Raw genomic sequence first — 13792 nt, 5'->3', positions numbered from 1 at the left:
ACACCTCAAGGATCAGATTCGGTCGGGAAAACCGCCCGCTCAGGCCGTGGCGAGCAGTTGGTCCACGGGGGCGAAGTCGTCGGTCAGCACCAGCGCCTCGCCCACGAAATCCGTCAGATCCGTGCCGGAGAGCAGGCTGACCTGTGGGTCGACCACATCCAGCCGGGCGCGGACGGCGTCCAGTGGCAGCGGCGAGTCGGAGCCGACGATGAGGAAGTTCGCGCCCTGCTCCCCCGCCAGCGCCTCGGGCGGTGCGATCACCGCGACGTACGCGAACTCGGCGGCCACGGTGGCCAGCTCGGCCCGGATGAAGCGCAGCGGTGGATAGTCGATGACGTTCTGCACGTACACCCCGCCGGGGCGGACCACTCGACGGATGTCGGCGGCCATCTCCCGGGTCGACAGGTGCCAGGGCACCACCAGGTGCCCGAACGCGTCACCGACCACCAGGTCACGGCTGTCCGTCGGCTCGCCCGCGACCAGCATCCGGGCGTCGCCCACCACCGCCCGCAGGCCCGGCCCTGGGCGTACGCCCAGCTTTTGTTCACCCAGCTCGACCAGCCCGCCGTCGATCTCGAACACCACGTTGTCGGTGCCCGGTCGGGTGGCGGTCAGGTAGCGCGGCACGGTGAACCCGCCGCCGCCCAGGTGCAGCGCGTCCAGCCGCTGCCCGGCCGGCGCCGCCACGTCGGCGACCGCGCCGATCCACTTGGTGTACGCGTACTCCAGGTGTTTCGGGTCGGCCAGGTCCACATACGAGTGTTGGGCCGAGTTGAGCAGGAGCGTCCGCCCGCTCGGTCGGTCCGGGTCGGACGTGACCCGGGCGCAGTGATATGCCGTCTCGATGTCGCACGGGTTCGGTGCCACGGTGGTCAGCCCCGCGCCGATCAGGCCGAGCACCGCCAGCGCGGCCCGGGTGCGGGCCGGACCGGGCAGCTCGGTGTGCGCCTGCCGGCGCAGGTACCAGCCGAGCCCGATGCCGGTCAGCCCGAGCGCCACCGCCAACGCCAGCAGGATCACCGTGCTGGGCAGCGCGGCGACCAGCACGAAGCCGGTGAGCAGGGTGGCCGTGATGCCGCCCAGCGTGCCGAGCCCGGACAGTCGACCGACCACCTGGCCGGTGCGGCGCAGATCGGCGAGTTGGAGTTTCACCACCAGCGGGGTGACCGCGGCCAGCAGTGCCGCCGGCACGAACACGGCCAGCGCCACGAGCAGCAGGATCGCGCTGGCCGCACCGCCGCGCAGCACCTCACCGGCGTACCGGACCACGGGCAGGGTGACCGCGGTGGCGATGCCGGCCAGCACCAGCGCCGGCGCCAGCAGGGCTCGCGGGTCGCGCCGGTCGGCCAGCCAGCCGCCGGTCCACGCCCCGTACGCGATCGCGGCCAGCGCGATGCCGATCACCGAGCTGGTCACCTGGAGGGTCACCCCGACGTACGGGCCGACCAAACGCAGCGCGACCGTCTCCAACACCAGCACGGCGCCGCTGGAGAAGAAGACCAGGAATGCGGCCAGAACATTGGGCAGCGCCCGGCCGGTGGACGGCGCGGACGGGGCCGATGCGGCCGGCGGGGCCGCGACGTCGGACGGTGGTGAGCTCATCGTCGCGATGGTACGCAGCGAAGCTGGCGCTTCGGGTCAGTACATCGATAGATGAACGTGGTTCGTGTGGCTCGCGCCCGGACTGCCACTGCCGCTGTAGGAGCGCCACCCGGTGCCGGGGTGCCAGATCTGCCGGTACCAGATCACGTAGAGCACGCCGAGGCGGTTGGCGTTGCGCACGTGCCAGGCGGCCAGGCTGTCCCCGTACGCCTTGTCGCCGCCGGTCGCGTTACGGTCCTCGAAGCCGTTGGTCGCGGCCGCGAAGTCGCAGGCCCGCCCCTTCGGGTGCTCGCCCCCGCCGCCGCTGCGCTTGCACGAGACGTGCCGCTTGTAGCCGGCTGCCTGGGTCTGCTTGAGCGCGTGCAGGGTGCGTGGGGTGATGCAACCGGAGGTGGTCGGGTCCTTCACCGAGCAGGACTCCGAGGGCCAGGACCCGTCGGGGTTGCGCGGCGCCGGCCTCGCCGAGGCGGAACTGCCGCCGCTGAAGCCGCCGCTGCCGCCGGAGCTGACCTCGGCGAGCGCCGCCTCGGCCTCCTTCTTCTTCTTCGCCATGACGGCGAGCTGCTTCTGCTGCTCGCGGACCTCGGCGTCGATGGCGAGCTTGGCCTGCTGCGCCTGCTGCTTGGCGTCGATGAGGTTGCGCAGCCGCTTGCTGTCGCGCTGTGCCATCAGGTCCAGGTCGGCCGCGCGTTGCAGGAACGCCTGCGGCGTGGCGGTGTTGAGCAGCATCGACACCGGAGTCAGCCGACCGGCGCGGTACGACTGCGCGGCCACCTCGCCGACCTGGGCGGTGAGCCCGACCATCTGACCCTCGACGGTCTGCAGTTCGCTGGCGAGCGCGGTCTGCCGGCGCTTGGAATTGTCCAGTTTGGCCTTGGCCTCGATGTGGCCCCTGGCGGTCAACTCCAGCGCGTCCTGCAGCTTCTTGCTGCCGCCTTCATCAGGCTCCGCGTACGCGGGCACGGCACCGCCGCCGAGCACCAACGCGACGGCGGCGAGCAGGGCGAGCAGAGCGCGGCGGCCGTACTGCCGGCCGGGCCTGGTCCTGGTCACGAAAGCGTCACCCTTCCGTCGACCGCCGGCCCCCGGTGGACACTGCGCGGCGGCGGCCCCGCCGGTGCCGGTTGGCGCCCTGCTGGCGGAGACCGCCGGTCAGAATACCGGACCGGACGTCGTTGACCAGCCCGGAAAACACTGAGCCGGCACACTGTCGACCCAGCGTGTCCTGGCTGTTGCTGAGCGCACCGATCAGGGGGTGAGGAGGGCGTCGCGCACCTCGGTCCAGACCTGCTCACTCGCCGCCACGAGGAGGCCACGCCCGTCGTCGGCCGGGTCGTAGTCGGTGCCGTCGAAGCGGCGGGCGACACCACCGGCCGCGCGGACCAGCAGGGCCCCCGGGGCGTGGTCCCAGGGCAGGGTGCGCCAGAAGAGCGCGAACTGTTGCTCGCCGGTGAGGATGTCCAGGTATTCCCGGCCGGCGCAGTGCTGACCGGGCAGCAGTTCGCCGAGCCGCCGGCCGCCGGCGCGGACCCGGTCCCGGGTCTCCGGCGGCAGGAATTGGGTCATCGCCGCACCGCGCAGCTCACCCACCGGCGGCCCCGCACCGGCGTCCTCCACCGGTTGGCCGTTGAGCAGGGTGCGGTCCTCGCCCCAGGCGGCGGCCAGCGTCCCGGCAAGCGGGTCGAGGATCCAGCCGGCGGCCGGCCGCCCGTCGGTCAGCAGCGCCACCATCAGGGCGAACGGCCGGCGCCCGGCGGCGAAGTTCGCGGTGCCGTCGACCGGGTCGACCAGCCAGACGTCCCCGCTGTCGCGCAGGTGCCGCAGCAGCCCCGGATCGTCGGCGACCCCCTCCTCGCCGACCACCGTCGACCCCGGCCGCAGCCGGCGCAGCCCAGCGGAGATCAGCTCCTCGGAGCGGCGGTCTGCGACGGTGACCACCTCGCCGGGCGCCTTCTCCGAAACGTCGGCCTCGTCGAGCTTGCGGAACAGCGGCAGCACGATCTGGTCGGCGGCCTCCCAGAGGAGGTCACCGACGTCGTCGAGCAGGGTGTCAGCCACGCGGCGGCAGCTTGACCACGCTGACGAAGAACTCGTCGATCTGGCGGACCACCGCGATGAAGCGCTCGAAATCCACCGGCTTGGTCACGTAGGCGTTGGCGTGCAGCTGGTAGCTGCGCAGGATGTCCTCGTCGGCTTGGGACGTGGTGAGCACCACCACCGGGATCCGGCGCAGGTCCTCGTCCTTCTTGATCTCCTCGAGCACCTCCCGGCCGTCCCGGCGGGGCAGGTTGAGGTCGAGCAGGATCAGGTCGGGCGCTACCGCGTCGGCGTACTGCCCCTCCTGTCGCAGGTAGGCGAGCGCCTCGGCACCGTCGGACACGACGGTCAGCCGGTTGCGCAGCTTGTGCTCCTCGAACGCCTCCTGGGTCATCAACACGTCACCCGGATCGTCCTCCACGAGCAGGACCTCGATCGGGCTCTTGCCATCCGCCGGCGCGGTCATCCCACCGTCTCCTTCATGTCACCCGTTCTACCGCTTTCCGGCGGCCCATCGGTCCGGTCCGGCCGGTCCGGTCCGGCGGACTGCTCCGGCAACGCTTCCTGCGCCTCGTCCGAGGGCGTCGCGTCGCCCGTCGCCACGGCCGGCAGCTCCCCGGAGTCCGAGGCCGCAGCGCCAGCGGCAGCCGCCGCCTCGACGGCCTCGGGTAGCGCCGGCAGGGTGAACCGGATGGCGGTGCCCTCCGGTACGTCGGTGTCCACCCAGACCCGACCGCCGTGGTACTCGACGATCTTCTTGACGATGGCCAGCCCGATGCCGGTGCCCGGGTACGCGTCCTTCGAGTGCAGCCGCTGGAAGATCACGAAGATCTTGTCGGCGAACTCCGGCTCGATCCCGATGCCGTTGTCCTGGCAGCTGATCTCCCACTCGGCACCGACCAGCCGGGCCGACACGTGCACCTTCGGCGGCACGTCCGGGCGGCGGAACTTGATCGAGTTGCTGACCAGGTTGGCCAGCAGGTTGGTGAGCAGCGGCTCCTCGCCCCGGATCACCGGCAGTTCGGTCCAGCTCAGCTCGGCGTCGGCGTACTGCCGGGCGGCCTCGGTCTGGCCGGCCACGTCGCCCATCACCTTGTTGAGGTCGACGTCGCCGAAGCCGGTGGTGAGCCGGCCGATCCGGGAGAACGCCAGCAGGTCGTTGATCAGGCGCTGCATCCGCTGCGCGCCGTCCACCGCGAAGGCGATGTACTGGTCGGCCCGCTCGTCGAGCTGCCCGGCGTAGCGGCGCTGCAGCAGTTGGCAGAAGCTCGCCACCTTACGCAGCGGCTCCTGGAGGTCGTGCGAGGCCACGTACGCGAACTGCTCCAGGTCACGGTTGGACCGGGTCAGCTCCTCGGCCTGCTTCTGGAGCTGGCTGTTGACCCACTCGATGCGCTCGCGGGCCTGCCGCACCTCGGCCAGGTCGGAGGCGATCTTCTGTCGCATCGCGTCCACGTCCTCGCCGAGCTGGATGAACTCGGGCGGCCCCGTGGTGGCGATGCCGTGCTGGTAGTCGCCCTCGGCGACCTCGCGGACCTGGGTGGCCAGCCCGACCAGGGGCCGGATCACCATCCGGTCCAGGGAGAGCAGCAGCACCGCGCCGGCCACGACCACCACCAGCGCCGCGATGATCAACAGTACGACCAGCAGGTTGCTGCTGCTGCGTACGTCGTCGGCTGCCTGCTCCCGGGCGACCAGGATCGCCTCCTGGAGGTCGTTGACCGCCAATCGGACCTGGTCGAACTGCTGCCGGGCCTGCTCGGTGATCAACGCCTGCCCGGCGCGGGTGCCGTCCTGCTCGGTGGTGCCGATCACCGGCACGGCCACCGACTGCCGCCACTGCTCGGCAATCTCCTCGACCAGCCCCAGCTCCCGGTTGATCTGCGGATAGTCGTCGAGCAGCGTCCGCATCGAGGCGACCCGGTTCTTCTCCTGGTCGAGACCCGCCTGGTAGGGACGCAGGTCGGCCCGGTCGCCGCTGACCGCGTACCCGCGGACCGCCGTCTCCTGGTCGAGCAACGCGTTGAGCAGCTCCTGCGACTGCACCCGCAGTGGGCCGGTCTTGTTCAGCACGGCGTCGATCTGGGTGCGGTTGCGGGTCGCCAGCGCCGCCTCGGCACCGGCCAGCCCGATCAACAGCACGCCCACGACGGTGAGCAGGGTGATGACCCGCCGGCGCAGACTCCAGCCGCCGGCCACCGGCTTCACCGGCCACCGCCCCGGCTGACCAGCAGCATCGCCACGTCGTCGGCGAGCGGGCCGCCGTTGAGCTGCTCAGCCCGGCCGACCAGCCAGGCCGGCAGCTCGGGCAGCGGCACCTCGCGGTTGGCCGGCTCGTCGAGCAGCCCACTCAGACCCGACACGTCGAGTCGTTCGTTACCCGCGCCCACCCGCCCCTCGATCAGGCCGTCGGTGTACATCAGCAGGGACCAGTCATCGGTGTCGAACTCCAGGTTGTAAGCGATCGGCCGGCGAGGTCGTACGCCGAGCAGCAGGCCACCGGGCGCGGGCACCGGGGCGACCCGGCCGCCGGAGAGCAGCAGCGGCGGTGGGTGCCCGCCGAGACGGACGGTGGCCCGGTTGGCGTCCAGGTCCAGTCGGGCGCTCGCCACGGTCGCGAAGATCTCCTGGAGCCGGCGCTCACTCATCAGCACCTGCTCCAGCGCCGGCAGCACCTCGTCGTCCGGCACCCCGGCGAGCACCAGGGCGCGCCATGCCACCCGCAGCTCCACGCCGAGTGCGGCCTCGTCCACGCCATGCCCGCAGACGTCCCCCACGATCAGGTCGATGCGGTCCGGACGGGTCTGCACCACGTCGTAGAAGTCCCCGCCGATCAGCGCCGCATGCCGACCGGGCCGGTAGAAGGTGTGCACCGCCACCTGGTCGGTCGTCATCAGCGGCTGGGGCAGCAGGCCCCGCTCGAGGCGGGCCGACTCGGCCTGACGCAGCTCGACCTCGCGTAGCCGGCGGGTGTTCTCGTCGGCGCGCTTGCGCTCCACCGCGTAGCGCAGCGCCCGGGTCAGCAGCACCCCGTCCACCTGGCCCTTGACCAGGTAGTCCTGTGCGCCCTCGGCGACCGCCACGATGCCCAGGTGCTCGTCGGAGCGGCCGGTCAGCACGCAGACCGCGGCGCCGCTGGACATCTCGAGGACCTGCCGCAGACCGTCCAACCCCTGCGCGTCCGGCAGGCCCAGGTCGAGCAGGACGCAGTCGACGCCGGTGATCCGTTGCCGCGCCTCGCTGAGGCTGGTGGCGACCAGCAGGTCGATCATCGAGTTGGTCTCGGCGAGCAGCTCACCGACCAGGAAGGCGTCGCCCTCGTCGTCCTCCACCAGCAGCACCCGCAACCGCTCGCCCGGCGGCAGGTTGGCGTGTCGCCCCAGGCCGCCGTGCGGGTAGGTGCCAACGGAGGAACCGGCCAGGCCGCCTCCCCGGTGCGGCCGGGTCACCGCCGCTAGACGCGGGAGATCGCTGGTGATGTCGGGGCTCCTTCCGAGTGCCCTGCTGATCCTGTATTAGACAACGGTCGCACACAACACGGAGGCCACGGCGCGGCCACGGATGGGCCGGATCACTGCCCGCCGGAGGACAAACCGGGCAGTCGATGGAGGTGGACGTCCCAGCCGTTCCAGCCGGACCCGCCGGAGGGCAGGATGGTGCCACCCCTGGCCCCACCACCCCCGAGGAGTTCCCGTGGGCGCACCCCCCACCCAGGCCGCGACGGGCACGCGCTTCCGCCCGGGTCCGGGCGTACCCCCCGCCGACCGTGCGCTGGCGCGGCCCGGCCGGCGCCTCGCGGCCGCGGCGGCAGCCCTCGTCGCGTTGGCCGCCGTCGGCGCCGGCAGCCTGCTCGACCTGCGCACCCCGACCCCGCGACCGGCGGACGCGCCAGCGGACCAGTTCAGTGCCGGCCGGGCGTACGAGGACGTCCAGGTCATCGCGGCCCGGTCCCACGTCGCCGGCAGCCCGGCCAACGAGCAGGTCCGGGCGCACCTCGAGCAGCAGCTGCGCGGGCTGGGCCTGGAGACCGAGGTGCAGGAGGTCGTCGCCCCGGAGGCCGGGCAGCTCAGCGGGGCCGCGGGCGGGGCCACCCTGGCTCAGGTACGCAACGTGGTGGCCCGCCTGCCCGGCACCGACTCGACCGGCCGGGTCTTCCTGGTCGCGCACTACGACTCGGTGCAGACCGGGCCGGGCGGCAACGACGACGCCGCCGGCACCTCGACGATCCTGGAGGTCGCCCGGGCGCTGGCTGCCGGTCCCCGGCCCCGCAACGACATCGTCTTCGTGTTGACCGACGCCGAGGAGGCGTGCCTCTGCGGTGCGGCGGCGTTCGCCGGGAGTCATCCGCTGGCCGCCGACGGCGGGGTGGTGCTCAACCTGGAGGCGCGCGGCTCCACCGGGCCGGTGATCATGTTCGAGACGTCCCGAAACAACGCCAAGCTGGTGGACATCTTCGGCCGGGCCGCACCGCACCCGGTCGGCACCTCGTTCGCGGTGGAGATCTACCGCGCGCTCCCCAACGACACCGACTTCACCGCGTTCCTGGACAAGAAGTTCGTTGGCCTGAACTCGGCGTACATCGACGGCGGCGCGATCTACCACACGCCGCTGGACACCCCGGCCGCCATGAACCGGGGCAGCCTCCAGCAGCACGGGGACAACGCGCTCGGCCTGGCCCGGGAGTTCGGCCGCACCGACCTGACCGACCTGACCGCCGGGAACGACGCCACCTACTTCCCGGTCCCCGGCGGTCTGGTCCGCTACCCCGGTTGGCTCACCCTCCCGCTGGCCCTGCTCGCGGTGCTCGCGGTGGCCGCGCTGGGCTGGCTGACCCGCCGTCGTGGCCGGGCCAGCACCGGCCGGCTGGCCGCCGGCTTCGGGCTGGCCCTGGTGCCGATCGTGGCCGCGCCGATCGCCGCGCAGCTGCTCTGGCTGGCCATCACCACGATCCGACCGGGGTACGCCGAACTGCTCGACCCGTACCGGCCGATCTGGTATCGGCTGGCCGTGCTGGCGCTCGCCACCGCCATCCTCTTCACCTGGTACGCGCTGACCCGTCGCCGGATCGGCCCGGCCGCGCTGGCCGTCGGCGGGCTGGGCTGGCTGGCCGTGTTCGGGGTACTGCTCGCCGTGGCGGTGCCCGGCGGGGCGTACCTCACCACCCTGCCGGCGCTGGCCGGCGCCCTCGGCGGGCTGGTCGCGCTGCGCACCCGACAGACCGGGCCGTGGCCGGTGGTGGCGGTGACCGCCGCCGGCGCGGTCGGCGTCCTCATCCTGCTGCCCACCGTGGTGCTGCTCTTCCCCGCGCTGGGAATGGCGATGGGCGGGGTGGCCGCGCTGGTCGCGGTGCTGCTCGGCCTGACCGCGCTGCCGGTGGTCGACCTGCTGCACCCGCAGGCCGGCGGCCAGCGCGGGATGCGGGCGCTGCGTGCCCGGCGGCTCGCGGTGCTGCCAGCCGGGGCCGCCGCTGTAGCGGCGGTGGTGCTCGCCGGGGTCGGGCTGGCCGTGGACCGCTTCGACGCCGCCCACCCCGCGCCCACCCACCTGATGTACGCCATGGACGCGGGCACCGGTCAGGCCCGCTGGATCAGCCACGAGACCGACCCGCAGCCGTGGACGGACGGCTACGTGGACGGGATGGCCGACGTCGGCGACGAGTTCCCCGGGCTGGGCGACGGCGAGCTGCGGGTCGGCCCCGCGCAGCCGGCGAACCTGCTGGCGCCGAAGGTCGAGGTGCTCGCCGACGACACCGCCGGCGGCGAGCGCACGCTGCGGCTGCGGCTCACCCCGCAGCGGGCGGTTCGGCTCGTCACGCTGCACGTCGACGCGTCGACCGCCAAGGTGACGTCCGCCGAGGTGGGCGGCCGGTCGGTGCCGCTGCGGACGCGGACGGGCAAGTGGGGCTTCGGGCTGGTCTTCCACGCTCCACCGACGGCGGGGATCGACGTCACGCTGAAGTTGCGGCCGCTCGCCGGGCAGGTGGCACTGCGGGCGATGGACGCCAGTGACGGGCTGGACGCACTGCCCGGCTTCCGTCCCCGGCCGCCGGCCGTCGGCGTCGTCGGGTCGCACAGCTCCGAGATGCTGGCGGTGGCCCGCACCTACAACCTCTGACGCGTACCGGTGGTCCGGCGGAGCCGTTTCTCCGCCGGACCACCGCTATCAGAAATGCGACAATGCCATTTTTGATCACGCTGGCGATATTCCGCTCAGTCCGCCGGTTCAGGTTGCCCGGTGCCGCTTCGTCGCCACCGATTTCCGTCGTGATCGGTGAAGGTGAGATCAAGCAGAACGGTGTCCGCCGCACGTAGCCGATGTTCGGCGGTGCTGGTCACGAACAGTTCCTGGCTCTCCCGCCCCTGTATCCGCCGTACCTGTTTCGCCGCGGCCAGGTCGACGGGTGTGCCATCCGGGTCGTCCGGCGGGACGAGCCGGGGCAGGACCGTCACGTCCAGCACCGGCGCGTCACTCTCGTTGGCCACGATCACCCGCAGCACCGAGTTGCCCCGGATCTCGGCCACCGCCGAGACCAACCGGGCCTGCGTGGCCCGAAACCGCAGATCATCGGTGCGACGGGCACGGATCTCCCGACGCAGTCCGAGGTAGACGAAGAGCACGCTGGCGATGGAGCCGACCCCGCCGAACCAGTCGGGTACGGAACCCCAGTCGACGGCGTCCTGGTGTGGCAACCAGTTCATGCGTCCATGGTGGAGGTGCCGTGCGAATTCCGAGCACGGCGGATCGGCCGGACCTGCCCGCGAAATGGAATTCGGGCACCGATTCCGGTCGCTCGGGTGGCCTAAACGGAGAGTGTGCAAGTAAGCACGGGAGTGGATACCCTTGCGGTTGACGCGGCGCCGGGCGGTACCCCTCCGACTGTCCATCCGCTGGGCATGATCTTCGCCGCCCACCCCCGCCGCAATTTCGCCACCGAAGGGGGACCGCATTGCCTGCGGACGTTCCACCCGAGGATGTCGCCGAGCGCCGGCCGGCGTACGACCGGCCGAGCCGAGTCTCCGTCGACCCGCCGCTCGGGCGGCTGGACTGCCCGCTGCACGGGCGAGACGACCTGATCAACGAGATCCTGCACCCGCAGGAGGCCGCCGGGGAGCACCCTCCGGTGCACATCCTGTGCGGCATGGGTGGCTCCGGCAAGAGCCACGTGGCACTGGAGATCGCCCGCCGGGCCCGAGCCGACGGCCGGACGGTCTGGTGGGTGCAGGCGGGCCGGCTCAATTCGTCGATGCGTGAGGTGGTCAGCCAGCTCGGCGCCTCGGAGTCCCAGGTCGACCAGGCGTGGGCCGGGATGATCAGCGCGACCGACCTGGTCTGGCGCTACCTGAACCGGTCCGCCCAGCCCTGGCTGCTGATCTTCGACAGCGTGGACGAGCCCGGCACGCTCGGTCCCTCCGACGGTGTGCTCGCCGACGGCACGGGCTGGCTGCGTCGCCCGGAAGCCGAGGACGGCATGGTCCTGGTGACCACCCGCGACGGCAACCGGGCCACCTGGGGCACCTGGTCGACGCTGCACCAGGTCCGCCCGCTCGACGCCGACGCGGGCGCGCAGGTGCTGATCGACCGGGCCGGCGCGGACGCCGGTGACGTCGCCGACGCCCGGGAGTTGGCCCGCGAGCTGGGCGGTCTGCCCCTGGCCCTGCGGGCGGCGGGCAACTACCTGCGGTCGGTCAACGCCAGCCCGGTCTGGCACGGCACCTCCACCATCACCACCTTCGCCGAATACCGGGCCGCGGTGGATCGGCGGTTCCGCTCGCCCCGCCACGCCGACGACGTCGACCTAGACGAGTCACTCGGCCTGGAGATCGTCCGCGAGGTCGATGACATCTCACTGGACCTGCTGGCCCGCCGCCAGCTCCAGCAGAGCCGGCCGCTGCTCAACGTGCTGGCCTGCCTGAGCGTCTCGCCGGTGCCCTACGAGGTGGTGCTCAAGCCGGCCATCCTCACCGGGCCGCCGCTGTTCGAGGGGCTGACGGCCCGGCAGCGGGTGAAGGTGCTGGAGGGCATCGGCGATCTCGCCCTGGTCGACTTCGACGTCCGGGAGGACGTCACCGACCCGGCCTTCGCGCACGTGTTGTCGCTGCACCCGCTGGTGCACGCGATGTTCCGCGACCGGGACGAGGTCCGTGAGCAGATCGGCGAATACCACCGGCTGGTCATGAAGCTGCTGCTGGCCGCCACCGACGGGCAGAATCCGGACGACTCGGCGGCCTGGGCCAACTGGGACGTGCTGGTCCCGCACCTGGTCGAGGCCGTGCGGGAATACCTCGCGCCGCAGAAGCACAAGCACGACCCCGAGACGGTACGCCTCGCACTGGAGCTGGCCCGACTCACCGCCCGCTACCTCATCGCGGTCGGCCTACCGGGGTCCGCTGCCGACATCCTCGATCCGATCGTGCGCGGCTGCGCCGCGTACGACCACGACCTGGACCGGCCGCAGGTGCTGGCGCTGCGCCACGAACTGGGCCGCACCTGGTTGGAACGTAACCAGCCGGAGATGGCCGACCGGGTGCTCCGCGAGGTGATCGCGGACCGCACTCGGGTGCTCGGCAGCGACGACCCCGACACGCTGGCCAGCCGGCACAAGCTGACCAAGGCGATCATGGCGCAGCGGCAGTGGCCCGAGGCCGAGCTGGAGCTGCGCCAGATCGTCAGCGCGGAGGACCAGGTCCGTGGTCCGGAGCACTGGGACACCATGGTGGTCCGGCACAGCCTCGCGCTGGCCGTGCTCGCCCAGCACCGGGCCGACGAGGCCGAGGAGATGCTGCACGCCATCCTGGAGGTCCGCTACCGCAACTGGCCGCTCAACCAGCCGGAGACCTGGCAGGCCCGGCACACGCTGGCCCGCTGCATGCAGGAGCAGGGCCGGCTCCGCGAGGCCGAGGCCGAGTTACGGGCCACCCTGGCCACGGTGGAGCCCCGGCACGCCGACCGCAGCGAGGTGCTCGCGATCCGGTTCAGCCTGGCGGCACTGCTGCTGCTCGACGGCCGGCTCGACTCGGCGATCGAGGCGTACGAGCGACTGTTGGCCGATCGACGGCGGCTGCTCGGGGACACCCACCTCGACACGCTCCAGGTGGAGCACGCGCTGCGCCGACTGCGGAACGGCGACGGCCCGACCCGCTGAACACTGCCGCTGACCACCCGCCGCCTCTCGCGCGGGTGGTCAGGGTTGCGGCGGGGATCAGTGCGGGGCGACCGGACCCAGGTCGCTCGGGTCGGTGTTGCCACCGCAGACGATCACCGCGACCCGCTCGCCCGCCTGCGGCACGTACGCGCCGCCGACCAGCCCCGCCAGCGCGGCGGCACCGCCCAACTCCGCGGCGATCCGCAGCTCGGACCAGAGCAGGCGGCGCGCTCGTACCAGGTCCTCGTCGCGGACCAGGACGGAGACGACCCCGGTGCGGCGAGCGGTCTCGTACGCGATCTCGCCGATCCGGCGGGCACCCAGTGAGTCCGTGGCGATGCCACCCACCTCGATGTCGACCGGCCGGCCGGCCTTGAGGGCGGAGTGCAGGGTGGGGATCTGCTCGGGCTCGACGGCGACGACGCGGATCGCCCCGTCGAACCAGGTGGCGATGCCGGACACCAGCCCGCCGCCACCGACGGCGACCACCACGGTGTCGATGCCGTCCAGTTGCCGTTCCAGCTCCCGGCCCACGGTGCCCTGACCGGCCACCACCTCCGGCTGGTCGTAGGCGTGCACGACCAGCGCCCCGGTCTCCTCGGCCCGGCGGGTGCTCGCCGCCAGCGCCTCGGCGTAGTGCTGGCCCACCTGCCGCACCTGCGCGCCCAGCCCGGCCAACCGCTGCACCTTCACCGGCGAGGCCGTCACCGGCACGAAGACCTCCGCCGGCGCGCCCAGCGAGCGGGCCGCGTACGCGACAGCGAGGCCGTGGTTGCCCCCGGAGGCGGCGATCACGCCGGCCGAGGGCAGCGATCCCTGGAGCATCCGGTTGAACGCGCCACGCGGCTTGAACGAACCGGTGTGCTGGTGCAGTTCCAGCTTGAGGGTGAGCTGCCCGGGCACACCCAGATCGGCGCCGTCGACGGCGAGCACCGGGGTGTCCCGGACCCGCCCCTCGATCAGGGCCGCGGCCGCCTCGACGTCGCTTCTGTCCACCATGGGGTAACGCCC

General features: G+C 72.4%; 10 protein-coding genes. 2 read left to right on the top strand and 8 right to left on the bottom strand.

Translation table 11 applies throughout. The features are described from left to right. Positions 1 to 39: 39 nt before the first annotated feature. From V6V47_RS17710 to V6V47_RS17685, 6 genes are all read right to left on the bottom strand, one after another. Positions 40 to 1602, bottom strand: coding sequence for a fused MFS/spermidine synthase (locus V6V47_RS17710; protein ID WP_334629359.1), 1563 nt, complete (start codon positions 1600 to 1602; stop codon positions 40 to 42). 36 nt (positions 1603 to 1638) lie between these two features. Next, positions 1639 to 2655 (bottom strand): coiled-coil domain-containing protein, encoded by a 1017-nt coding sequence (locus tag V6V47_RS17705; RefSeq protein ID WP_334629358.1) that lies wholly within the window; start codon positions 2653 to 2655, stop codon positions 1639 to 1641. A 195-nt stretch (positions 2656 to 2850) separates the two neighbouring features. Continuing rightward, positions 2851 to 3660 (bottom strand): inositol monophosphatase family protein, encoded by an 810-nt coding sequence (locus V6V47_RS17700; RefSeq protein WP_334629357.1) that lies wholly within the window; start codon positions 3658 to 3660, stop codon positions 2851 to 2853. Then, positions 3653 to 4105, bottom strand: a complete 453-nt coding sequence (locus tag V6V47_RS17695; protein WP_334629356.1) for a response regulator — start codon at positions 4103 to 4105, stop codon at positions 3653 to 3655. The genes V6V47_RS17700 and V6V47_RS17695 overlap by 8 nt, the downstream gene beginning before the upstream one ends. After that, entirely contained in the window at positions 4102 to 5847 is a 1746-nt protein-coding gene (locus V6V47_RS17690) for a sensor histidine kinase (RefSeq protein WP_334629355.1), read from the bottom strand. The genes V6V47_RS17695 and V6V47_RS17690 overlap by 4 nt, the downstream gene beginning before the upstream one ends. Further along, complete coding sequence (locus tag V6V47_RS17685; RefSeq protein ID WP_334629354.1) at positions 5844 to 7088, bottom strand: PP2C family protein-serine/threonine phosphatase; 1245 nt, start codon at positions 7086 to 7088, stop codon at positions 5844 to 5846. The genes V6V47_RS17690 and V6V47_RS17685 overlap by 4 nt, the downstream gene beginning before the upstream one ends. 244 nt (positions 7089 to 7332) lie before the next feature. Between V6V47_RS17685 and V6V47_RS17680 the strand changes: the two genes are divergently transcribed. Then, positions 7333 to 9753 (top strand): M28 family peptidase, encoded by a 2421-nt coding sequence (locus V6V47_RS17680; protein ID WP_442934254.1) that lies wholly within the window; start codon positions 7333 to 7335, stop codon positions 9751 to 9753. A 95-nt stretch (positions 9754 to 9848) separates the two neighbouring features. On the opposite strand, the gene V6V47_RS17675 is transcribed toward V6V47_RS17680, so the two are convergent. Continuing rightward, the gene (locus V6V47_RS17675) at positions 9849 to 10337 is read right to left on the bottom strand and encodes a hypothetical protein (RefSeq protein WP_334629352.1); all 489 of its coding nucleotides are present in this window, start codon (positions 10335 to 10337) and stop codon (positions 9849 to 9851) included. 248 nt (positions 10338 to 10585) lie between these two features. Between V6V47_RS17675 and V6V47_RS17670 the strand changes: the two genes are divergently transcribed. Then, positions 10586 to 12781 (top strand): tetratricopeptide repeat protein, encoded by a 2196-nt coding sequence (locus V6V47_RS17670; protein ID WP_334629351.1) that lies wholly within the window; start codon positions 10586 to 10588, stop codon positions 12779 to 12781. Positions 12782 to 12838: 57 nt separating this feature from the next. On the opposite strand, the gene V6V47_RS17665 is transcribed toward V6V47_RS17670, so the two are convergent. Continuing rightward, entirely contained in the window at positions 12839 to 13780 is a 942-nt protein-coding gene (locus V6V47_RS17665) for a threonine/serine dehydratase (RefSeq protein WP_334629350.1), read from the bottom strand. Positions 13781 to 13792: the final 12 nt, after the last annotated feature.

The sequence above is a fragment of the Micromonospora sp. CPCC 205539 genome (genome assembly GCF_036906815.1).
In the GTDB taxonomy this organism is placed as follows: domain Bacteria; phylum Actinomycetota; class Actinomycetes; order Mycobacteriales; family Micromonosporaceae; genus Micromonospora.
This window is presented reverse-complemented; position numbering and strand designations above follow the sequence as displayed.